The organism is Kribbella sp. NPDC051587 (genome assembly GCF_044453945.1).
In the GTDB taxonomy this organism is placed as follows: Bacteria; Actinomycetota; Actinomycetes; order Propionibacteriales; family Kribbellaceae; genus Kribbella.
Window position 1 is genome coordinate 1,104,513 of the sequence record NZ_JBITDE010000002.1, and the last position, 20,843, is coordinate 1,125,355.

Here is a 20,843-nt window from a genome sequence, read left to right on the forward strand (position 1 = left end):
AGAAATCCTCCCAGTTCCGTCTGGCGCCAGGAACGTGGACGAGCCCCCAAGCTCGTTCCTGGCCGGAACGTCGCAGCCCCACCTCATGACAAGCGAGGCGGACGCTTGTTGACCGCACCCTGTCATCCGATGACTGCGCATCGCGACCAGCTGTGACCCAAGTCACATCAAGCTCCGAACGACACGGGTTTTCCTCCTCACCCCGGGTAATTTCCGCACGCTGTGTCGATCCGGCGGGAGAATGTTCGACGCACTGCCAAGACCACTTCAGCGAAGGAGCAGTGCCATGCACACCACGGTTTCCAAGGACGGTACGACGATCGCCTACGACCGGCGGGGCTCAGAGGGTCCGGCGCTCGTTCTGGTCGACGGCGCGCTCTGCAGCCGCGCGCAAGGTCCGATGCCCGAGCTCGCCGAGCTGCTCGCGGACCACTTCACGGTCTACAACTACGACCGCCGCGGTCGGGGCGACTCCGGTGACACCGCGGACTACGCGGTCGAGCGCGAGATCGAGGACCTGGCCGCGATGATCGAGGTCGCCGGCGGATCGGCGTACGTCTATGGCACGTCGTCCGGCGCGGCGCTCGCGCTGGCGGCCGCGAATGCCGGGCTCCCGATCGAGAAGCTGATCGCGTTCGAGCCGCCGTTCGTGGTGGACGACACCCGCAAGCCGATGCCCTCCACCTTCGTCGCTGACCTGGAGGCGCGGGAGCCGGCCGATGCGGTGAAGTACTTCATGACCAAAGGCGTCGGACTGCCCGGGCCGATGGTGACGATGATGCGGCTGATGCCGGCCTGGAAGCAGCTGAAGGCCATGGCGCACACCCTCCCGTACGACGCTCGCTTCGTCGCACCCAACGGGCAGGGTCGACCGCTCGACCCGGCGCAGTGGGCGGCGATCGGCGTACCGGTGCTGGCGGTTTTCGGCGGTAAGAGCCCGGCCTGGATGAAGAACTCGGTCGCGGCCGTGGCGACCGCCGTACCGGGTGCGGAGCTGCACGAAGTGCCAGGTCAGACGCACATGATGGCGGCCAAGGCGATCGCTCCGGTGATCACCGAATACAGCACGAAGCCCCGGTGAACCGGTCGCGGTTCACCAGGGCTTCGGTGGTTGTCAGGCGCCGGTGATCAGTGCGCCGGCGCCGGCGCGGGCGGCGTCGAAACGCGCCTGGGCGTCGGCCCAGTTGACGACGTTCCACCAAGCCTTGACGTAGTCCGGCTTCACGTTCTTGTACTGCAGGTAGAAGGCGTGCTCCCACATGTCGAGCATCGCGATCGGGGTCTGCCCGGCCGGCAGGTTGCCCTGCTGGTCGTACAGCTGGTGGATCAGCAGCTGACCGGCGAGCGCGTCCCAGCCCAGGATCGCCCAGCCGGAGCCCTGGATCGTGGTGGCGGCCGCGGTGAAGTGCGCCTGGAAGCCGTCGAACGAGCCGAACGACTCGTCGATCGCCGCACCCAGCTCGCCGTCCGGCTTGTCGCCACCGTCCGGAGACAGGTTCTTCCAGAAGATCGAGTGGTTGACGTGGCCGCCGAGGTTGAACGCCAGCGTCTTCTCGAGGCCGACGATCGCGCCGAAGTCGCCCTTGTCGCGGGCCTCGGCCAGCTTGTCCAGGGTGTCGTTCAGGGCCTTCACATAGGTCGCGTGGTGCTTGGAGTGGTGCAGCTCCATGATCTCACCGGCGATGCTCGGTGCCAGTGCGCCGTAGTCGTAGGAAAGATCGGGAAGCGAATACGTGGTCAACTCTGCTCCTTCGTCGGGGGCCTGCGGGGCCGTATGCCTGTCCAGCTTGAAACTTCAACCACGGTTGAGGTCAAGGCGCCACGCGGAGGGACGGGTCCCGGCAGCACCTCCGACCGGTGCCCGATGTGAACCACATCAATCACCGGACACCCCCAGCTTCACATATGGCCCCGCAGGGACCGACGGTGCGTCTCAGTTCACGCTCAGAACCAGCTTGCCGCGGGTGCGGCCGGACTCCTGCTGACGGTGTGCCTCGGCGACCTCGGTCCAGGGGAAGACGTGCTCGACCTCGACCCGGACCTTGCCGCTCTCGACCAGTTCGGCGATCTCGCCGAGCGCGTGCCCGTCCGGCTCGACCAGGTAGCCGCTCACCCGGACACCGGTCTGTTTCGCCGACTCGAGCAGCTCGGGCGAGGTCCCGGACGGTACGGCGACCAACAGTCCACCGGGCTTGAGTACCTGGATCGACTGGTCGAGGGTCGTCTTGCTGCCGATCAGGTCGATCACGACATCGATCTCGTCGGTCGCCTCCTCGACGGCAGTGGTCGTGTAGTCGATCACCTCGTCGGCCCCGAGCCCGCGCAACCACTCGTGCTTGGCGGCACTCGCCGTACCGACGACGTGGGCGCCGAGCGCCTTGGCGAACTGGACGGCCAGGTGGCCGACCCCGCCTGCCGCAGCGTGGATCAGCACGCGCTGACCAGCCTGTACGTCGGCCAGCGCCGTCAGGATCTGGTACGCCGTCAGTCCGGCCAAGGGGAGTGCGGCGGCCTCCTCGTGGGTGAGGCCGGCGGGCTTGCGGGCGAAGTGCCGGGATGGGGCGGTCACGTACTCCGCGTAGGCCGAGGCCGCCCGCGGGAACCACGGCATCCCGTAGACCTCGTCGCCCACGGCGAGTGTGTGCACGCCATGGCCGACCGCCTCGACGACACCCGACACGTCCCATCCGAGGACGAACGGCAGCTCGCCGAGGACGCCGGCGACGCCGCCGCCCGCCCGGGTCTTGGCGTCGACGGGGTTCACTCCGGCAGCGTGGACGCGGACCAGTACCTCGGTCGGCAGGGGCTCGGGCCGGTCGATCTCGACCAGCTGCAGGACCTCCGGACCACCGAACTCTTTCTGGGTGATGGCTCTCATGTCCGAGAAGGTATCGATAGGGCCCTAGTTTCCCGCAAGGGCAGCTGCTATCTTTTGGGAAGTATGAGTACCGAATGCGCCACCGGGAAGCACGACCACCACGACGTGTACGCGGCACAGTGCCCGTGCCGCGAGGTCCTCGACCTGCTCGCGAACAAGTGGGCCGCCCTCGCGATCGGTGCGCTGGAGGGCGGCCCGCTGCGGTTCGGCGAGCTGCAACGGCAACTGCAGGGCATCAGCCCGAAGGTGCTGACCGCGACCCTGCGGCGCCTGGAGGAGAACGGCTTCCTGCACCGCGAGATCTACCCCGCGGTGCCGCTGCACGTGGAGTACTCGCTGACCGACCTCGGCCACAGCGTCTCCGTGCCGTTGTCCGCGCTACGCACCTGGGTGGAAGTCAATCTCGACAAGCTGACGGCGTAGCGCAGGTTCGAACGTCTTCGGGTCGTCCGCGAACCCGGTGTGACCGCCGGGGAACCGCGTCGGCTCGATGCCGAGCAGGCCGGCCAGTGCGGTCGAGGTGCGATCGCACAGCTGACCCTTCGAGTCCTCGCCGATGCCGACGATCACGTTCTGCAGCTTGGCGATGTCGGGCTGCCAGCTGATCGACTCCCGCATCTCGTGCTCGAACCAGAACCGCTCGTCGGCGTCCCGCTCACCACTGAACATCTGCTCCGCCATCCCCGGCGGCAGTTCGATGTTCGCCAGCGCGAAGAACTGCTTCCAGGCGCCGACGGTGTCGCCGCTGAGGTAGTCGGCCATCAACTTCTCCGACTTCGCGAGCAGCTCGTCCCCGTCCGGGACGAGCCGATCCAACGGCGGCTCATGCGCGATCACCTTGTGGACGGTCTCCGGATGGTTCTGCGCCAGCGCCAGCACGCTCACCGCCCCGCCGCTGGACCCGAACGCCACCGCCGGCCCGCGGTCGACCTCCCGGATCAACCACGCCAGGTCATCCGCCCGCTGCTCCGGCGTCGACGTACCGCCGTCGGTGAACCTGCTGCGGTTGATGCCGCGCGGATCCGTCGTCAGCACGCTGTACCCGTCCGCGAGTAGCTCCGCCAGCGGCGCGAACGCGTCCGCCCCCATCGGCGCCCCGACCAGCACGACCAGCGGTCCACTGCCACGTACCTCGTAGTAAAGCTCTGTGTTGTTCATGCCTCCTCCACGAACGGCGCCGCATCCGATGGACACAACCGCCACAAATCGGTCGTTTCATCCACCCGAGCTCTCCGGTGCGTCGGTACGACGCTCGACCGCCCCACGACCCGTAAGCCGGCCTTCCGGAACAGCGTGAGCAGCTCATCCCGAGGCCTCAGCCCCATGATCAACCAGGCCTCCCCACCCGGATTGAGGTGCTCGCGGACGCCGTACAGGAATCCATGGAGCATCCGGCTGTCCTCGTCGAACACGGCCGTGTCTAGAAGCGTCCTGGGCCGTTTGGAGACCCACGGCGGATTGCAAACGATCAGATCCGCCCGCCCCGCCGGAAACAGGTCCCCCTCAACCACCTCAATCGCTCCCGGCGTGTTGCCTGCTTCGTGCGTCCTCACCACCTTCGGATCGCTCACTACGAGAGCGGCCAGATTCTCTCGTGCGCACGCGACCGCGCGCGGATTGTTGTCTGTGGCAACGACCTTCGCAATGCCGCGTCTGCGCAGTACTGCTGCGAGTACGCCGGTTCCGGTTCCGATGTCGAACGCCACCTTCGCGGTCGGTGGTATCGGCTCGGCGGCGACCAGGTCGACGTACTCGGATCTTGTCGGGGCGAAAACCCCATAGTGTGGGTGGATTCGGGCATCCAGTGCCTGTAGATAGATGCCGCGTTCCCGCAACTGATGCGCGCCGATCACGCCCAGCAGTTCGCGGAGCGGGATCAAACGGTCGCCGGTCGGCGGGCCGTACGCCTGCCGGCAGGCGCGTCGTACGTCCGGTGCTCGCCGCAACCGGATCTCGTAGTCGGTTGTTGCTATGAGCAACGAATTGAGATGGTGAACCCGCCGGGTCCGGCGGCCGAGCGCGGCGAGCAGTTGTCTCGCATTCTGGAAATCGCCCTCCCAGCGGAGGGTGCTGCCGCCGCGGATCAGGCGTAGCGCCCGGTCCGCGGAGACGGAGTCGTCCACGGTGATGAGTGTCAAGAGAGTCGTCCCTGCCATCGAGGCCGAATAGGGCAGCACGGCTCACCCGGAGGCCTGATCGGCGCCGGGGAGCGGACGACGGAACTAGCGGACTACCGCTGCATGCAGGGGCGAGGTCACCCGGTCATTCTAGACGCCGGAAACCGAATAGACTTTGCCCAGGAATCCCCGAAGACGGCTTGAGGTTTGCTGTGCTCACCATGCAGGACGCGCTGATCGCGCTGACGAAGTACTGGACCGACCGGGGCTGCATGATCGTGCAGCCGTTCAACACCGAGGTCGGTGCCGGGACGCTGAACCCGGCGACGATCCTGCGGGTGCTCGGTCCCGAGCCGTGGCGGGTCGCCTACGTCGAGCCGAGTGTCCGGCCCGACGACGCCCGGTACGGCGAGAACCCGAACCGGCTGCAGACGCACACCCAGTTCCAGGTGGTGCTCAAGCCGGACCCGGGCAACCCGCAGGAGCTGTTCCTCGACAGCCTGACCGCGCTCGGCGTCGACATCCACGCGCACGACGTCCGGTTCGTCGAGGACAACTGGGCGAACCCGGCGACGGGGTCCTGGGGGCTGGGCTGGGAGGTGTGGCTGGACGGGCTGGAGATCACCCAGTTCACCTACTTCCAGCAGGCCGGCGGGATGACGCTGGACCCGGTGTCGGTGGAGATCACCTACGGCATCGAGCGGATCATGATGGCGCTGCAGGGCGTCTCGCACTTCAAGGACATCGCCTACGCGCCCGGCATCTCGTACGGCGAGGCCTTCGGCCAGGCCGAGTACGAGATGAGCCGGTACTACCTGGACGACGCCGACGTGGAGTCGCAGAAGCGGCTCTTCGAGGAGTACGCGAACGAGGCCCGCCGCCTGCTCGACCTGCGGCTGCCGGTGCCCGCGCACATCCAGGTGCTGCGCTGTTCACACACCTTCAACGTCCTCGACGCCCGCGGTGCGGTCAGCACGACGGAGCGCGCCAAGGCGTTCTCCCGGATGCGCACGCTGGCCCGTGAGGTGGCTCAGCTCTGGGCAGAGCGCCGTACCGAGCTGGAGCACCCGCTCGGCCTCGCCGAGCTGCCGCCGGCCGCTGAGGCCCCGACGACCTTCCCGGTCGCCACCGGGACCCGGCAGCTGACCTTCGAGATCGGTACCGAGGAGATGCCGCCGTCGGAGGTCACCAAGACCTCCGCGGCGGTGAAGGCCGCGCTGACCGAGAAGCTGGGCGCGACCCGGCTCGGCCACGGCGCCATCACGGTCTACGCGACCCCGCGCCGCGTCGTCGCCTTCGTCGCCGAGGTGCAGGCCGGCGAGCCGGACGCGGAGCGCGTCAACCGCGGCCCGAAGAAGGTCGCCGCGTACGACGCCGACGGCAACGTGACCAAGGCCGCCGCCGGGTTCGCCCGCGGTCAGGGCGTCGACGTCAGCGAGCTGCACACCCTGGACGTCGACGGCGTCGAGTACGTCGCCGTCACCAAGCCGGACCCGGGTCGCGGCGCGGCCGAGGTGCTGAGCGGCGTCCTGAGCGAGATCGTCGCCGGACTGCGCTCGGACAAGAACATGCGCTGGAACGACGCCAAGCTGTCCTTCACCCGGCCGGTCCGCTGGCTGGTGGCGCTGCTCGGTGACGAGATCGTCCCGGTCTCCGTGTCGTCGCTGACCGCCGGCCGGGTCACCCGCGTGCACCGGACCGCGGCTCCGCCGAAGGTGGAGATCGTGTCCGCCGAGGGGTACCTGGACCTGCTCCGGATCCACGGCATCGAGGCCGACCCGGCTCGCCGCCGTCAGTTGATCGTCGAGACCTCCGAGCGGCTCGCCGCCGAGGTCACCGGCAGCATCGACTTCGCGGCCGAGTCCGCGCTGCTCGACCAGATCGTCAACCTGGTCGAGGAGCCGACGCCGATCCTGGGCAACTTCTCCGCCGACTACCTGGAGCTGCCGCCGGAGATCCTCACCACGGTCATGCGCAAGCACCAGCGTTACCTGCCGGTTCGCGACGCGGACGGCAAGCTGCTGCCGCACTTCGTCGCCGTGGCGAACGGCTCGGTGAACGAGGCGACCGTCCGGAACGGCAACGAGGGCGTACTGCGCGCTCGCTACGAGGACGCCGCCTTCTTCTGGCGGGCCGACCTCGAGACGCCGCTGGCCGACATGAAGGCCGAGCTCGACAAGCTCGCCTTCGAGGAGAAGCTCGGCTCGATGGCCGACCGCGCCGGCCGCATCGGCCGGATCGCCTTGGCGCTGGCCCCGGTGGCCGGCGTCGAGGGCGACGACCTGGAGACGCTCAAGCGGGCGGCCGAGCTGGCGAAGTTCGACCTCGGCTCCCAGATGGTGGTCGAGCTGACTTCACTCGCCGGAACGATGGCGCGTGAGTACGCGCGCCGTGCCGGCGAGACCGAGGCGGTCGCGCAGGCGCTCTTCGACATGGAGCTCCCGCGCTCGGCCGGCGACCCGGTCCCGTCGACCACCCCGGGCGCCCTGCTGGCCCTCGCGGACCGCTTCGACCTCCTGGCCGGCCTGTTCGGCATCGGCGCGAAGCCGACCGGCAGCTCGGACCCGTTCGCCCTGCGTCGTGCCGCCGGTGGTGTGGTCGCGATCCTGCGCGAGCACCCGTCGCTGCGTGCGATCACCCTCTCGACCGGCCTCCAGGCCGCCGCGGCGGAGATCGGCGCCCACGGCATCGCCGTACCGGCCTCTTCACTGGAAGAGGTCGTCGAGTTCACCGTCCGGCGCTACGAGCAGCAGCTCATCGACCGCGGCGACGACCACCTCCAGGTGGCCGCCGTCCTCCCGCTGGCCACCGCCCCGGCCGTCGCCGACGAAACCCTCGCCAGCCTCAAGGACCTGGTCGGCAGCGCCGACTTCGCCCAACTGGTCGCCGTCCTCCAGCGAGTCCGTCGCATCGTCCCGGAAGGCACGGAAGCGTCGTACGACGCCTCCAAACTGACCGAGCCCGCCGAAGTAGTCCTCCACGAAACCGTCCAGAAGGTAGGCCAAGCGCCCACCGCCCTCGGCGACTTCGTCCCCGCCGCCTCGATCCTCGTCGACCCCGTCACCACCTTCTTCGAAGAGATCCTGGTGATGGCCGAAGACCCCGAGGTCAAAGCCGCCCGCCTAGGCCTCCTGGCCACCATCGGCACCCTCGCCGCCCCAGTCCTCGACTGGCAAGCCCTAGGCACCTCCCTAACCCCGGCGGAGTAAGTGGTTCCCACCCGCGCCCTCACCCGGCGCGGGTGGTCAACCCCACCCGTGCACGTGTTCCCGACCCACGTGGTCGTGCCCACCCCAGGCCGCTTGTGGTTGCCGCGGTCTCGTTGCTGACCGTGCTTGGCTTTAGCCAAGTGGTGAGTAGCGTCCTTGACGGCTGGTTTGGAGCCGAGGAAGCCCGGTTGAGCTGGGGCAACAGCTTTGATAGTTGGGGCCGGCGTTGTGGAATCGAAGGGGTCATGTGGATGAGAATCTTGTTCCTTCCCGCTGAGAGCGGGCTGGACGTCTCGGGCGCCGCCGCGGAACTCCGTGACCTCGCCCTCGTCCTCATCGCGGGGGAGGGCTGCGTGGAAACCACCGCCTCGGATGAGCCGAGCTTCGGGGGCACTGAACTGGCTTCGGTCGAGGTAGTGACCACCAGCGGCCCTGGTGTCCGTATCAGAGTCGACTCGGAGCACAGCGTTCTACTGATCGAGGGAGACCGGCCGGGCTTGACTGCCCTCGCTGACGAAGTTCGGTCGATAGCGGAGATGGCCGACGGCGGGCATCAGCACATCGAGTATTTCCCGGGTCATGACTACCTTGCCGCTGGATCACTGGCCATGGTCGTGAACAGTCCTCACGGGGGCATGCCGATTCGGTGAACGAGTGATGGCGGTGGCGTGCCGCCGTGGAGCATCGCGAAAGGAGGCGGCCCGGCGCGGGCGAGACCCGCGTAGGCGGAGAGACGGGCTGCGAAGGGGGAGTTGCTGCCGTCGCTGACTTCTCCGAGAGTCCTGGCCCCCGGCATCGAGATCAGGCCCTTGAAGAGAGTGGACTCCAATCTCCTCGATCCCCCCAGCCAGAGATTTCCGCTGCTCAAAGACAGCGGTCAGAGAGCGCGCAAGACTCGCGGGGATTCAATGCCGTGCACACCACCACGGTCTGCTCGTCCAGTCCGTTGAGGACGATGCCGCCGTACTCGGGCAGCGCATCACCGGGGATGCTCTCGCTCCAAACGGTCGGCGTGACGGCTGATCGCGCGGCACCAAGCGTCGACCATCGCGGGTCCGCCGTGCCCCTCGTCCTCGACGACGATCAGCTCGCTACCGGGCCAGCCGCGGTGCACATCCCAAGCAACCACAGCCGGCCCGCTCACATCGCGACGCCCATGAATCAACGTCGCAGGGATGCCCTCCAACCGCTCCATCCGTTCCAGGACGGGCGGATCCAGGAACGCGTCGTGCGCCCAGTAGTGCGTCACCAGGGTCGCGAAGCCCTGCCGGTGGTGCGCGTCCTCCCACGCGCCGCCGCTGTGCGTCGTCGTACCGCTGCCGATGGACACGTGGCTGTCCTCCCAGTCCATCCAGGCCAAAGAAGCGGCATCCCGTACGGCGGGATCGGCGTCGGTCATCAGACGCGCATATGCCTCGACCAACCGCTCCTCACCCCGGCGGTACCCAACACCTGCCTGCTCCGCGTGACCGGCAGCCCGATCCCAGGCCTCGGGATAGATCGCCCCGACGGTCTCGGTGATCCACTCCACCTGAAAGCGATCGGTCGTCGTGACAGCCATCAGTACGACGCCACTCACCCGCTGTGGATGTGCTTGCGCATAAGCGAGGGCAAGCGTCGACCCCCACGAGACCCCGTTGACCAGCCAGCGTTCGACCCTCAGGTGTTCACGGAGTGTCTCGAGGTCGTCGATGAGGAGGCCGGTGGTGTTCTCGCCAAGGTCATACCCAGGCGTTGTCACGTGCGGTGTGGAGCGGCCGCAGCCACGCTGGTCAAGACCGATGATCCGGAACCGATCCGGGTCGAACTTCGCGCGATAGCTCCCCTTGCCGAGCGACCCACCGGGCCCACCGTGCAGATACACCGCAGGAATCCCGTTCGGGTTCCCGGACTCCTCCCAGTAGACCTCATGCCCGCCACCCACCGGCAGCATCCCCGAGTCCCGCACCGCAGCCTTCTCGAACAAACCCACACCCCATGCTCCCAAACACCGGCCGCGGAGGAGCCCATACCTCCCCGGCCCGCGTGGAGTGGTTCACCTCGTCCGTGCACGTTAGTCGGTGATTTTTCGTCGCCTGGACCCGAAAAATCACCGGCTAACGCACCTCCCGAACCTCAGCCACAGCCCGGCAGCCCAAGCAACCGGCACATGGTCGCCAACCGAACCATCCCCCTCAGCCACCTGCCCGGCGCAGCCCCCTGCTTTCAGGAAACGGCCGCAGCGGCGAGCAACCACCCGTGTACGCGGTCGCGCCCACCCTGGTCGCTTGTGGTTGCACGGCCCAGCGCGCTGGACCGTGTGGCATTTGGTGGGTTCACCCATCAACTTGGGGGTTCCGCGCGCTCATGCGGGTACGGAACCCCCAACGGCGTGGGTTAACCCACCAAATGGTGAGCGGGGGATCGGGATGCGGGCGAGCAATCCCTTGACCCAGCTTCGCGCCGGTCGGTTGGCCACCAGACCACCGCCACCACGGACCCGCCCGAGTTGGCGCGACCACGCGGTCGCGCCCACCCGGTTGCCGGGCAGCGCGCTGGACCGTGTGGCATCTGGTGGGTTCACCCACCACCTTGTGGGTTTTGCACTCTCATGCGGGTGTAGAACCCACAACGGCATGGGTCAACCCATCAGATGGTCAGAGGGGGCTGGGGATGCAAGCGAGCAGCCCTTGAGCCGGCCCGCGCCGGTCGGTTGGCCACTAGGCCTCCGCCACCACGGACCCCGCCCGGGCGGGCACGACCCACCCGGGCACGACCCACCCCGGGCACGACCCACCCGGGCACGACCCAGCCGGGCACGACCCACCCGGGCACGACCACGGGGGCGGGGGCCGGGTGCGGGGGTGGGGGCCGGGTGCGGGGGTGGGGTGGAGCGCCTGGTGTGGTTGTTAGGTGGGGAGGGTTAGGAGGGGGATGAGGCGGTTGGCGATGACTCGGTAGCCTTCGGGGCCGGGGTGGAGGCCGTCGGTGTAGAGGGTGCGGGCTTCGTCCGGGGTGAGAATGGTGCGGCCGTCGATCAGTTGTACGGCGGGGTCTGCGCGCGCGCCGCGTTCTACGCAGTCGCGGACGTCGTCCAACGTCAGGCCGACGGCGTTGCGTTCGCCTTCGCGGTCGGGGACCACCAAGGGGGTGATCACGACGATGGGGGTCGAGGGGTGGCCGTCGCGGATTGTGGTGACGAAGGACTCGACTTGGCTGGGGAGGGTGCGGCCGCTGTAGGTGGCGCCGCCGTAGATGTTGACTCCGAGGCAGAGGGAGATGAGCCGGGCTGGGGTGTCTCGGATGGTTCGGGCGACCACTGGGTCGAGGTGGCATTCGCCGGAGAGACCGAGGCACGTCAGGTGCCAGCCGTGGTGGCGGGCAACCAGGGCGGGCCAGGTTTCGGAGGGCCCAGCGGCTCCGCCGGCCTGGGTGATGGAGCTGCCGTACGTCGTCCACCGCGGGCCCGTGATCGCGACCGGTTCGGCGGGACCGTCGAAGGCAAGTCCGCGCAGCGCGACCCGCCCTAGCTGCGGCAGCCAGATCTCGACAGTCGCCGGACTGCCAGGGAGCGAGACGACCAGCTCCTGCTCACCCTCAGCGACCTCACACCGGTGGTGCAGCGCACCGTCGACCAGTACGTCGAGTGGGGCGACCCGCTTGGCGATGCCTCGGGCCGCGCGGAGTTCGAGTCGGAGCGACGTCGCCGCCGTACTCCAGCGGGCGTGGACTCCGGCCGGCGTTGCCGCGCGTTCCCACAGGCGTTGGCCGGGCCGGTCGGGGTCACCGGTCCACTCCGTCAGCGTGGGGTCCGCGCCGCGCGGGTCCAGACGCCAGTACGTCGTCCACCCGTCGGAGGTGGTATCGGCGTACTGGTACCCGCTCCATAGAGACTCCGTCACGCGCCCACCCTCCGGATAGCCTGCAGTCGAGACGCACAGCTTATGAGGAGGCACAATGCCGGTCAGCGCTGCCGAGATCGCCGATCGTTCGCGGGGCATCGCGCCGTCGCTGCACGAGTACCTGCCGCCGACGCCCCTCCTGCCGTTCCACGGCTTCAGCGCGGACCTCGGCGTCGACGTACTGGCCAAGTGTGAACACCTGCAGCGGACCGGTTCGTTCAAGGCGCGCGGTGCGCTGGCGAAGATCCTCACGCTGACGGACGAGGAGCGAGAGGCCGGCGTGGTCACGGCATCCTCCGGCAATCACGGCCTCGGCGTCGCCAACGCGCTCGCCCTGCTGGGTGGGCGCGCGATCGTCTACCTGCCGGAGAACGCGTCGAGCAGCAAGGTCGCCGCACTCCAGCGACTCGGCGCCGAATTGCGGGCCGAGGGCAACGACACCGGCGCCCAGGAGCTCAAGGCACGCGCGTACGCGGACGAACAAGGTCTGACCTACGTCTCGCCGTACAACGATGCCGATGTCATCGCCGGCCAAGGCACGATCGGCGTTGAGCTGGTCAAGCAGTTGAAGGGCGAGCAACTCGACGGAGTCGTGGTCGCGGTTGGTGGCGGCGGATTGATCAGCGGAGTCGCCGCGGTACTCAAGCAGCAACTCCCCGGCATCAAGGTGTACGGCGCCTCGCCGACCGCCGATGCCGCGATGGCCGAGTCGGTGCGCGCGGGCAAGATCATCCCGGTCGATGCCGCGCCGACGTTGTCCGACGGTACGGCGGGCAGTGTCGAACCGGGGTCGATCACCTTCGACCTGTGCCGGGAACTGGTCGACGAGTGGATCCTGGTCGACGAGCCCGCGATCCGCGATGCGCTGCGGGCGGTCATCGACACCGAACACCACCTGATCGAGGGCTCGGCCGCGATGGCGTTCGCAGCGGCCCGGACGCTGACCGGCGGGCGGGTGGCCGTGGTCTCATGCGGAGCGAACATCTCGGCGAAGACGCTGGCTGAGGTCCTGCGTTGAGGGAGCTGGTCATCCTCGGCACCGGAAGCCAGGTGCCGTCGCGGGAACGTACCCAGAACGGATACTTCCTGCGCTGGGACGAGGACGGGTTCCTGTTCGATCCGGGGGAGGGGACGCAACGACAGATGCTGTACGCCGGGGTCGCGGCCGGCGCGATCACGCGACTCTGCATCACGCATTTCCACGGCGACCACTGTCTCGGCGTACCGGGGATCGTCCAGCGGCTCTCGCTGGACGACGTACCGCATGCTGTCCGGGCGCACTACCCGGCGTCCGGGCAGGAGTACTTCAACCGCCTCCGGTACGCCGCTTCGTTCTACGAGCGGGCGGAGTTGCTGGAGGAGCCGGTCGAGGAGGACGGTCTGCTGGCCGTCGGCCCGTTCGGCCAGTTGTGGGCGCGGCGGTTGGAGCACTCGCTCGAGTCGTTCGGGTACCAGCTGATCGAGCCCGACGGACGTCGCATGCTGCCCGACCAGCTCAAGGCCCTTGGCGTCGCCGGGCCCGATATCGCCCGACTCCAACGCACCGGCTCGATCGTGGTCGACGGCCGGACGGTGGACCTCGATCAGGTCAGCGAACCCCGGCGCGGCCAGCGTTTCGCGTTCATCATGGACACCCGGCTCTGCGCGAACGTGCTCGCCCTGGCCGACCAGGCCGACCTGCTCGTCATCGAGTCGACCTATCTGTCCGCCGAGGCCGACCTCGCCCGTCGCTTCGGCCACCTCACCGCCCGCCAGGCCGCCCGGGTCGCTGAGGAGGCCGGCGTCCGCAAACTCGTCCTCACTCACTTCTCCCAGCGCTACCTCGAACCCGAACGCTTCCATGAAGAAGCCGCCGCCGAGTTCACCGGCGAGATCGTCGTAGCCTCCGACCTCTCCCGTACGTCGGTCCCTCCCCGCCGCTAGTTGTTGTCGAGCAGGAAGTCGTCGATGAGGGCGTTGACCTCGGTGGGGGATTCGAGGGCGGCCAGGTGAGCTGACTGCTCCAGTACGACGAACCGCGCGCCGGGGATGGAGTCAGCCATGGCTTCGGTCTCGGCGACCGGGAAGGTCGCGTCCTCGGCGCCGGCCACGACGAGGACCGGGGTGCGGATCTGGCCGAAGAGGCTGCGCTGGTCGGGCCGGCGCGGGACCACGCTGGTAACGGCGTGCATGCCCGACTTCACGTTCACCTGCTGAGCCAGTTGCTTGACTGTGGCAACGACTTCCGGCTTCTCGTGTTTGGCCGTCGGACCGAGGAAGGCGTCGACCACTGGACCGACCAGCGGTCCACGGATCCCGCCGAGCAATCGAGCGGCACCGGTCAGTACGCCGTACTCGAGCTTCTGCCGGGTGTTGGACGGTGAGGCGGTCGCATTCATCAACACAGCAAGGCCGATCCGGTCCGGGTGTATCGCGGCGAACGTGCCGCCGATCATCCCGCCCCAACTGTTGCCGATGACATGGACCTTGTCGATGCCCAAGGCATCGATGATCGCGCGCACGACCTCCGCGCACTGCTCGAAACTGAACGGCCCCGCCAGATCCGAACTACCCCCGTGGCCCGGCGGATCCACCAGCACCACCTGATAGCGATCCAGGAAGTGCGCCGCCTGCCCGGCCCACAGAGTGCCGTCCATCAGCAGGCTCGGCCAGAACAGCATCGCCTCCCCGGAACCCCCGACCCGCAACCGGATCCGGCCCAGCACTGTCTCGACGTACCGATCCTCGACCCCGGTCAGCGACATGACCGCACGCTACCGCCGATGCCCGCCCACGTCACCGGGGACCGGTCCCGAGACCCTCTCGGTACGTTGCCGTCATGATCCGAGCCGCGGGGCTGCTGGCTGTCGTGGGTGCCTTGAGTGCCTGCGGTACGACGGTCGTGCCGCAGGCCGTGCCTACGCCTCCTCCCTCGGCGCAGGAGGCCGAGCCTTGTCGGCTGGTCAGCCGGGAGATACTGGAGACGCATCACCTCGAACAGTCGAGTGACTACCGGGGTGAGACCACCAGCAACTGTGTCTGGAGCTCGGTAGACAACTTCTCGATCATGGTGCTGATCGGTTGGGGCCCGAGCGCTACGGCCGACTTCCATCAGATCTTCTCCGAGCCGGTCGGCACGGGTGTCGAGATCGACGGGGTCAATGTCGTTGTGAGTAAGAGCAAACGGAACCCAACCTGTGGCGCGATCTTCTCGGTAGCGCAGGGGACGGTCGTCGAGGTAGCGGTCGGTTATCCGGCGCCGGCGTCGGCGAGCGCCGCGTGTACTCAGGCGAAGGTCGTCACGGCCGGCACGATCCGGAAGCTCCGCGAGCAGCAGATGCTCTAGGACACTGCGGCGGTCAGTCGAGCAGTCAGGTCGCGGACGTGGGCGACGAGTTCAGGCGGCGACTGGATCTCGAAGCGGTGACCGAGGAGACCGACGTACAGGGCTAGTTCGTCGAGGGAGTTGGAGCCGGCCTCGACCGTGGTCGTGGTCGCGGTGAGTGGCGTGACGGTGGCGACGTTGGGGCCTAGCTGGTCGGCGACGACTTCGGCGGGGGCGTGGATGAGGAAGCGGGCCTGGTAGCGGTAGGCGGCGCGCTCGGCCTTCTGCTCGGGGACTTCGCGCGGCGTGAAGCGCGGGCCGGTGGGGACGACCGGGGTGAGGCGGTCCAGGCGGAAGGTGCGCCAGTCGGTGCGGTCGAGATCCCAGGCGATCAGGTACCAGCGGCGGCCGGTGTTGACCAGTCGATGCGGCTCCGTCGTACGGCGGGCGGCCGTGCCGTCGTGGTTGCGATAGTCGAAGCGCATTCGCTGGTGATCGCGGCAGGCCTCGGCGACCGCGAGCAGGACATCCGGCTGTACGGCGGGTGCTCCGGACGGCGTGACCGCGACGGCCTGGAGCAGCTTCACCCGATTACGGAGTCGCGAAGGCAGGACCTGTTCGAGCTTGGTCAACGCGCGGACCGACGACTCCTCGATACCGGCGACCGTGCCTCCGGCGGCGGCTCGGAGGCCGACGGCGACGGCAACGGCCTCCTCGTCGTCCAGGAGCAGCGGCGGAAGCGAGGCTCCGGCGCCTAGCCGATAGCCGGCCACACCCGGTACGGCGTCCACCGGGTAGCCGAGGTTACGGAGCTTGTCGACGTCACGGCGGATCGTTCGGGGACCGACACCGAGCTCGGCGGCCAGCGCCGTACCGCTCCAGTCGCGGGGGGATTGGAGCAGCGAGAGCAGTTTGAGGAGGCGTGCGGAGGTTTCCAGCATGTCCTGAATTCTGCCCGATGGTTAGGACTAAAACTGACCTAACCGGCTGCAAGACTTATTTCATGATCAAGCCCTTCAGCATCGACATCCCGCAGAGCGCCCTCGACGACCTGGCCGCGAAGTTGGCCGCGACCCGCCTCCCGGCCGCGTTGCCGGGAGACGACTGGACGACCGGCGTACCGGTCTCGTTTCTGGCTGAGCTGGTCGACTACTGGCGGACCGAATACGACTGGCGGGCTGCGGAGGCTGAGCTGAACGCCTTTCCGCAGTACACGACCGAGATCGAGGGGCAGCAGATCTACTTCCTGCACGTGACCTCGGCTGAGCCCGGTGCGCTGCCGTTGCTGCTGACGCATGGCTGGCCGGGTTCGGTGGTCGAGTTCCTCGACCTGATCGGGCCGCTGACGGATCCGGTGGCGCACGGCGGTGAGGCGCGGGACGCGTTCCATGTGGTGATCCCGTCGCTGCCCGGGTTCGGGTTCTCCGGGCCGGTCGCCGAGGGCGGGTGGACCGCGGATCGGATCGGCCGGGTCTGGGCCGAGTTGATGAACCGGCTGGGCTACGACAAGTACGGCGTACAGGGTGGAGACATCGGCGGTGCGGTGTCGCCTGAGGTGGCGCGGGCCGCGCGCGAGCACGTGGTCGGTGTGCACACGAACGGCGGGCCCGGCCCGATGCCGCCGTACCCGCTGTCCGCGGAGGAGCTGGGCAGCCTGACCGAGTTGGAGCAGGACCGGGTCGCTCGGATCGGGAAGTTCATGCAGGAGGAGTTCGGCTACATCGCGATCCAGGCGACCAGGCCGCAGACGATCGCCTACGGCCTGGTCGACTCACCGGTCGGACAACTCGCGTGGATCATGGACAAGTTCCATGCCTGGACGGATCCCGGTAGCACCATCACGAAGGATCGCCTGCTCACGAACGCGATGCTCTACTGGCTGACCGGTACGGCGGGCTCCGCGGCGTACGTCGGGTATGCCCAGGCGCAGGCGTGGGGAGCCGGCAAGGAGAACTCCGGCGTCCCCACTGCGGTGATCGCTTTCGCCCACGACGTGCCGGTCCGCAAGTACGTCGAGCAGGAGAACACGGTCACCCGCTGGACCGACGTCGCTCGCGGCGGTCACTTCGCTGCCTTGGAGGAGCCCGAACTGCTGCTGGGCGACGTCCGGGAGTTCTTCCGCGACCTTCGGTGAGCCGGACCTGGGCCCGCCCTCAGTTGAAGTCGGTTGAGGTGGAGAGGTGGGCCCAGGCGGTGGTTTCGACGGCTCGGTCCTTGGCACCCTGCTCGGCGCGGGTGAGGGCGTCGGTGCCGAGCAGGAGTCGAAGTGGCGGCTCGTCTGCTGCGACCACCTGGAGGATTGCCTGGGCGGCCTTCGTGGGGTCGCCGGCCTGTTTGCCGTCCGCCTCGACGCGGAAGCGGTTCATGGCGCCGACGGTTTCGTCGTAGTCGGGGTGGGTGGGGGAGATGGTCATCGAGGAGCCGCCCCAGTCGGTGCGGAAAGCGCCGGGCTCGACGATGGTCACCTTGACGCCGAAGGGCTTGACCTCGTTGTTCAGCACCTCGGAGAAGCCTTCGACAGCGAACTTCGCGGTCTGGTAGGCGCCCATGCCCGGCGTCCCGCCGACTCGGCCGCCGATCGACGAGAACTGCAAGAAGTGGCCGCGCCGCTGCTCCCGGAAGACCGGTAGCGCGGCCTTGGTCACGTTCACCACGCCGAAGAGGTTGGTCTCCACCTGGGCGCGGAAGTCGTCGTCCGGTGTCTCCTCGATCGGAGCGCTGTTCGCATACCCGGCGTTGTTCGCCACCACGTCGAGTGCGCCGAACTCGTCCAGAGCAGTCTGTACGGCGGCCCGCGCGGCCTCCGCGTTCGTGACGTCCAACGCCACTGCTCGCACCTGATCGCCGTACTTCGTGACCAGGTCGGCGAGCTGTTCCGGCGTCCGCGCCGTCGCGACGACTCGGTCGCCGGCGGACAGCACCGCCTCGGCCAGTGCGCGTCCGAGGCCGCGGGAACTCCCGGTGATCAACCACACCTTGCTCATTGTCGGTCCTAACTAACCAAACGGTTGGATACATCTCCAGATAAGCACGCCGGCTCGCAGAAAACAACCAACCGGTTGGTTGTATGCTGAGAGGCATGCAGCAGCGGAACGCCGACCGGACCCGGAGCAAGATCCTGGCCGCGGCCACTGAGGAGTTCGCCGAGCGCGGGATCGCCGGGGCGCGGGTGCAGCGGATCGCCGAAGTGGCCGGCTGCAACAAAGCCATGCTCTACGCGTATTTCGGCAACAAGGACGGGCTGTTCGACGCGGTGTTCAGTGCCTCCGTCGAGGAGTATCTGGCGTTGGTCGGCTTCGACACCACGGATCTGCCTGCGTATGCCGGCCGGCTGTTCGACTATTTCGAGGACAACCCGGCGCGGCTTCGGCTGACCAGCTGGTACCGGTTGGAGCGGCCGGACGGTGAGCCGCTCGAGGCGATCATCGCGGTGAACCAGAGCCGGCTCGACGAGCTCGATCGCGCGCAGCGCCGGCGTACCGTCCCGAAGCAGTTCTCTTCGGTCAGCCTGCTGTCGCTGATCCAGGCGATCGCGACCAGTTGGTCGTCGATGACGCCCGAGTACGGCGCCGCGGCGCCGAGCCGGGCAGTGCGGCGGCGGGCCGTGGTCAGTGCGGTGGAGAAGATTCTCAGCTGATTCATTGGTTGACCCGAGACTGTTCTCAGATCCGCGAGCTCTACTCGTACCAGAAGGAACTGGGCTGAGGAGGGCAACGGCGATGAGTGACGGTGCAGGACAGCAGGACGACCAGCAGGCAGAGGGACCCCAGCCAGGCCAGGGCCCGAGCCCCGAGTGGAACGGCCCGCAGGCACAGGAGGGACCGAAGCAGGCGATCCCGCTGCCGCCCGGACCGCAGTACCAGCAGCCGATCCCGAACCACCCGGCCCCGAACCAGCCGGTGCACAACCAGGGCTGGCAGAACCCGGGCTGGCAGTTGCCGGGGGCACCTGTTCAGGGACAGGCGCCGCAGCAGGGACCGCACTACCCGCAGCCGATGCAGCACCCGCAGCAGGCTCAGGTCCCAGCCCCGTACGGCGGCTGGCACGGTGGTGGCGGCTACCCGCCGGTGCCCGGCCAGGTCATCGGTTCCGGACCGGTCGAGCCGCCGAAGCGCAAGAAGCGCCGGCTGCTCGCCGCCGGTGCGATGAGCATCGCGGCCCTCCTGGTCGCCGGATCGGTTGCCTGGGGCATCGATCAGCACGTGGGCAACCCGCAGGGTTCGCAGTTGTCGCAGTCGCAGTTCGACCCGGCCGCGGTCGCGTCGAAGGTGTCGCCCGGGCTGGTGAACATCAACACCGTGCTCGGCCTGGAGAACGCCAAGGCCGCCGGTACCGGCATCGTGCTCACCTCGGACGGCGTGATCCTGACCAACCACCACGTCATCGAGGGCGCGACGTCGATCAGCGTGACCGACGTGGGCAACGGCAAGACGTACGTGGCCACGGTCGTCGGGTACGACGAGAACCACGACATCGCCGTACTGAAGCTGAAGGACGCGTCCGGGCTGCAGACCGCGAAGATCGGTGACTCCGACAACGTGAAGGTCGGCGACCAGGTGGTCGGTATCGGCAACGCGGGCGGCAAGGGCGGTACGCCGACCTACGCGGCCGGCAAGATCACTGCGCTGGACCAGGCGATCACCGCGACCGACCAGAACGGCCAGGACCCGGAGAACCTGAAGAACCTCCTGCAGACCGACGCGAACATCCAGGCCGGCCAGTCCGGTGGACCGCTCGCGAACGCCAACGGTGAGGTCGTCGGCATGGACACTGCCGGGAACAATGGTGGCAGCGGTGGCGGTCAGTACCCGGGTCAGACGGCGGCCGGCGGCGCCAACTCCAACCTGCACCTCGCCGCTGACGGCGACGGCTTCCCGCCCGGCTACGGCGACGGCCAGGGCTTCCCGCAAGACCCGTACGGCGGTCAAGGTCAAGGTCAAGGTGGCCAAGGCCAGGGTGGTCAGGGCCAGGGCGGTCAGGGACAAGGTCAGAGCGCCGGCCCGCAGGGCTACGCGATCCCGATCAACGAGGCGATGGACATCGCCAAGCAGATCCAGTCCGGCCAGGAGACCGCGGACATCCACATCGGGGCCGACCCGCTGCTGGGCGTCTCCATCGTCCCGAACGCCGGCGTCCAGGGCGCGGCGATCCAGGACGTGATCCCGCAGGGCAAGGCCGACGAGGCCGGCATCACCGCAGGTGACGTCATCACCTCCTTCGACGGCAAGCCGGTCACCGACGCGGACACCCTGTCCCAGCTGCTCGACCAGCACCACCCCGGCGACAAGGTCGAGGTCGTCTGGACCGACCAGCAGGGCCAGTCACACAAAGCCACCATCGAACTGATCACCGGCCCCGTCCGCTGATCCCCGAACCGGGTCCGCCGCAGCGTCACCCCCTCGCTCCAGCGGACCCCACCGGGCCCGGCGCGCCACCTCCTCCCCCAGGCGCCCC

The 20,843-nt window shown here is 68.3% G+C and carries 19 protein-coding genes; 10 read left to right on the forward strand and 9 right to left on the reverse strand.

Features of this window, described 5'->3' with window-relative positions; genetic code table 11:
• Nucleotides 1-286: 286 nt before the first annotated feature.
• On the forward strand, nt 287-1,081 hold the full coding sequence (locus ACIA49_RS11665) for an alpha/beta fold hydrolase (RefSeq protein WP_396377061.1): 795 nt from the start codon (nt 287-289) through the stop codon (nt 1,079-1,081).
• Nucleotides 1,082-1,114: 33 nt separating this feature from the next.
• On the opposite strand, the gene ACIA49_RS11670 is transcribed toward ACIA49_RS11665, so the two are convergent.
• Both ACIA49_RS11670 and ACIA49_RS11675 read right to left on the reverse strand, forming a co-directional pair.
• Nucleotides 1,115-1,741, reverse strand: coding sequence for a superoxide dismutase (locus tag ACIA49_RS11670; protein ID WP_396377062.1), 627 nt, complete (start codon nt 1,739-1,741; stop codon nt 1,115-1,117).
• A gap of 192 nt (nt 1,742-1,933) precedes the next feature.
• A complete protein-coding gene (locus tag ACIA49_RS11675; protein ID WP_396377063.1) occupies nt 1,934-2,878 on the reverse strand; it encodes an NADP-dependent oxidoreductase in 945 nt (314 codons plus the stop codon).
• 63 nt (nt 2,879-2,941) lie between these two features.
• Here ACIA49_RS11675 and ACIA49_RS11680 point away from each other — a divergent pair, with 63 nt between their 5' ends.
• The gene (locus tag ACIA49_RS11680; protein ID WP_396377064.1) at nt 2,942-3,301 is read left to right on the forward strand and encodes a winged helix-turn-helix transcriptional regulator; all 360 of its coding nucleotides are present in this window, start codon (nt 2,942-2,944) and stop codon (nt 3,299-3,301) included.
• Here the strand turns inward: ACIA49_RS11680 and ACIA49_RS11685 are convergent.
• Together ACIA49_RS11685 and ACIA49_RS11690 are read right to left on the reverse strand one after the other, a co-directional pair.
• Entirely contained in the window at nt 3,257-4,036 is a 780-nt protein-coding gene (locus ACIA49_RS11685; protein ID WP_396377065.1) for an alpha/beta fold hydrolase, read from the reverse strand. The two genes, ACIA49_RS11680 and ACIA49_RS11685, sit on opposite strands and share 45 nt — an antisense overlap.
• Nucleotides 4,033-5,001: a methyltransferase gene (locus ACIA49_RS11690; protein ID WP_396377066.1), complete on the reverse strand. Its 969-nt coding sequence runs from the start codon at nt 4,999-5,001 to the stop codon at nt 4,033-4,035. The genes ACIA49_RS11685 and ACIA49_RS11690 overlap by 4 nt, the downstream gene beginning before the upstream one ends.
• 215 nt (nt 5,002-5,216) lie before the next feature.
• On the opposite strand from ACIA49_RS11690, the gene ACIA49_RS11695 reads away from it, so the two are divergent.
• Complete coding sequence (locus ACIA49_RS11695; protein ID WP_396377188.1) at nt 5,217-8,204, forward strand: glycine--tRNA ligase; 2,988 nt, start codon at nt 5,217-5,219, stop codon at nt 8,202-8,204.
• Between the two features lie 251 nt (nt 8,205-8,455).
• Nucleotides 8,456-8,854 (forward strand): hypothetical protein, encoded by a 399-nt coding sequence (locus tag ACIA49_RS11700; RefSeq protein ID WP_396377067.1) that lies wholly within the window; start codon nt 8,456-8,458, stop codon nt 8,852-8,854.
• A 329-nt stretch (nt 8,855-9,183) separates the two neighbouring features.
• Here the strand turns inward: ACIA49_RS11700 and ACIA49_RS11705 are convergent, their stop codons facing one another.
• Both ACIA49_RS11705 and ACIA49_RS11710 read right to left on the reverse strand, forming a co-directional pair.
• On the reverse strand, nt 9,184-10,176 hold the full coding sequence (locus ACIA49_RS11705; protein WP_396377068.1) for an alpha/beta fold hydrolase: 993 nt from the start codon (nt 10,174-10,176) through the stop codon (nt 9,184-9,186).
• Between the two features lie 916 nt (nt 10,177-11,092).
• A complete protein-coding gene (locus ACIA49_RS11710) occupies nt 11,093-12,085 on the reverse strand; it encodes a GDSL-type esterase/lipase family protein (protein WP_396377069.1) in 993 nt (330 codons plus the stop codon).
• A 55-nt stretch (nt 12,086-12,140) separates the two neighbouring features.
• On the opposite strand from ACIA49_RS11710, the gene ACIA49_RS11715 reads away from it, so the two are divergent.
• Both ACIA49_RS11715 and ACIA49_RS11720 read left to right on the forward strand, forming a co-directional pair.
• Nucleotides 12,141-13,103 (forward strand): pyridoxal-phosphate dependent enzyme, encoded by a 963-nt coding sequence (locus tag ACIA49_RS11715; protein ID WP_396377070.1) that lies wholly within the window; start codon nt 12,141-12,143, stop codon nt 13,101-13,103.
• Nucleotides 13,100-14,008, forward strand: a complete 909-nt coding sequence (locus tag ACIA49_RS11720) for a ribonuclease Z (RefSeq protein ID WP_396377071.1) — start codon at nt 13,100-13,102, stop codon at nt 14,006-14,008. The genes ACIA49_RS11715 and ACIA49_RS11720 overlap by 4 nt, the downstream gene beginning before the upstream one ends.
• Here ACIA49_RS11720 and ACIA49_RS11725 read toward each other — a convergent pair.
• Nucleotides 14,005-14,829: an alpha/beta fold hydrolase gene (locus ACIA49_RS11725; RefSeq protein ID WP_396377072.1), complete on the reverse strand. Its 825-nt coding sequence runs from the start codon at nt 14,827-14,829 to the stop codon at nt 14,005-14,007. The two genes, ACIA49_RS11720 and ACIA49_RS11725, sit on opposite strands and share 4 nt — an antisense overlap.
• 74 nt (nt 14,830-14,903) lie before the next feature.
• Between ACIA49_RS11725 and ACIA49_RS11730 the strand changes: the two genes are divergently transcribed.
• Complete coding sequence (locus ACIA49_RS11730; RefSeq protein ID WP_396377073.1) at nt 14,904-15,410, forward strand: DUF3558 family protein; 507 nt, start codon at nt 14,904-14,906, stop codon at nt 15,408-15,410.
• Here the strand turns inward: ACIA49_RS11730 and ACIA49_RS11735 are convergent.
• Nucleotides 15,407-16,330: a helix-turn-helix transcriptional regulator gene (locus tag ACIA49_RS11735; RefSeq protein ID WP_396377074.1), complete on the reverse strand. Its 924-nt coding sequence runs from the start codon at nt 16,328-16,330 to the stop codon at nt 15,407-15,409. The genes ACIA49_RS11730 and ACIA49_RS11735 overlap by 4 nt on opposite strands.
• A 62-nt stretch (nt 16,331-16,392) precedes the next feature.
• Between ACIA49_RS11735 and ACIA49_RS11740 the strand changes: the two genes are divergently transcribed.
• Nucleotides 16,393-17,523, forward strand: coding sequence for an epoxide hydrolase family protein (locus tag ACIA49_RS11740; RefSeq protein ID WP_396377075.1), 1,131 nt, complete (start codon nt 16,393-16,395; stop codon nt 17,521-17,523).
• 19 nt (nt 17,524-17,542) lie between these two features.
• On the opposite strand, the gene ACIA49_RS11745 is transcribed toward ACIA49_RS11740, so the two are convergent.
• On the reverse strand, nt 17,543-18,373 hold the full coding sequence (locus ACIA49_RS11745; protein WP_396377076.1) for an oxidoreductase: 831 nt from the start codon (nt 18,371-18,373) through the stop codon (nt 17,543-17,545).
• A gap of 95 nt (nt 18,374-18,468) precedes the next feature.
• Between ACIA49_RS11745 and ACIA49_RS11750 the strand changes: the two genes are divergently transcribed.
• Both ACIA49_RS11750 and ACIA49_RS11755 read left to right on the forward strand, forming a co-directional pair.
• Entirely contained in the window at nt 18,469-19,026 is a 558-nt protein-coding gene (locus ACIA49_RS11750; RefSeq protein WP_396377077.1) for a TetR family transcriptional regulator, read from the forward strand.
• An 82-nt stretch (nt 19,027-19,108) separates the two neighbouring features.
• On the forward strand, nt 19,109-20,755 hold the full coding sequence (locus tag ACIA49_RS11755; protein WP_396377078.1) for a trypsin-like peptidase domain-containing protein: 1,647 nt from the start codon (nt 19,109-19,111) through the stop codon (nt 20,753-20,755).
• The last annotated feature ends 88 nt before the right edge of the window (nt 20,756-20,843 follow it).

Coding starts and splice junctions, on each gene's coding strand:
- ACIA49_RS11680 (WP_396377064.1), top strand. CDS start 2,942: ATGAGTACCGAATGCGCCACCGGGAAGCACGACCACCACGACGTGTAC.
- ACIA49_RS11745 (WP_396377076.1), bottom strand. CDS start 18,373: ATGAGCAAGGTGTGGTTGATCACCGGGAGTTCCCGCGGCCTCGGACGC.
- ACIA49_RS11725 (WP_396377072.1), bottom strand. CDS start 14,829: ATGTCGCTGACCGGGGTCGAGGATCGGTACGTCGAGACAGTGCTGGGC.
- ACIA49_RS11685 (WP_396377065.1), bottom strand. CDS start 4,036: ATGAACAACACAGAGCTTTACTACGAGGTACGTGGCAGTGGACCGCTG.
- ACIA49_RS11735 (WP_396377074.1), bottom strand. CDS start 16,330: ATGCTGGAAACCTCCGCACGCCTCCTCAAACTGCTCTCGCTGCTCCAA.
- ACIA49_RS11675 (WP_396377063.1), bottom strand. CDS start 2,878: ATGAGAGCCATCACCCAGAAAGAGTTCGGTGGTCCGGAGGTCCTGCAG.
- ACIA49_RS11695 (WP_396377188.1), top strand. CDS start 5,217: ATGCAGGACGCGCTGATCGCGCTGACGAAGTACTGGACCGACCGGGGC.
- ACIA49_RS11730 (WP_396377073.1), top strand. CDS start 14,904: ATGATCCGAGCCGCGGGGCTGCTGGCTGTCGTGGGTGCCTTGAGTGCC.
- ACIA49_RS11715 (WP_396377070.1), top strand. CDS start 12,141: ATGCCGGTCAGCGCTGCCGAGATCGCCGATCGTTCGCGGGGCATCGCG.
- ACIA49_RS11755 (WP_396377078.1), top strand. CDS start 19,109: ATGAGTGACGGTGCAGGACAGCAGGACGACCAGCAGGCAGAGGGACCC.
- ACIA49_RS11665 (WP_396377061.1), top strand. CDS start 287: ATGCACACCACGGTTTCCAAGGACGGTACGACGATCGCCTACGACCGG.
- ACIA49_RS11740 (WP_396377075.1), top strand. CDS start 16,393: ATGATCAAGCCCTTCAGCATCGACATCCCGCAGAGCGCCCTCGACGAC.
- ACIA49_RS11700 (WP_396377067.1), top strand. CDS start 8,456: ATGAGAATCTTGTTCCTTCCCGCTGAGAGCGGGCTGGACGTCTCGGGC.
- ACIA49_RS11750 (WP_396377077.1), top strand. CDS start 18,469: ATGCAGCAGCGGAACGCCGACCGGACCCGGAGCAAGATCCTGGCCGCG.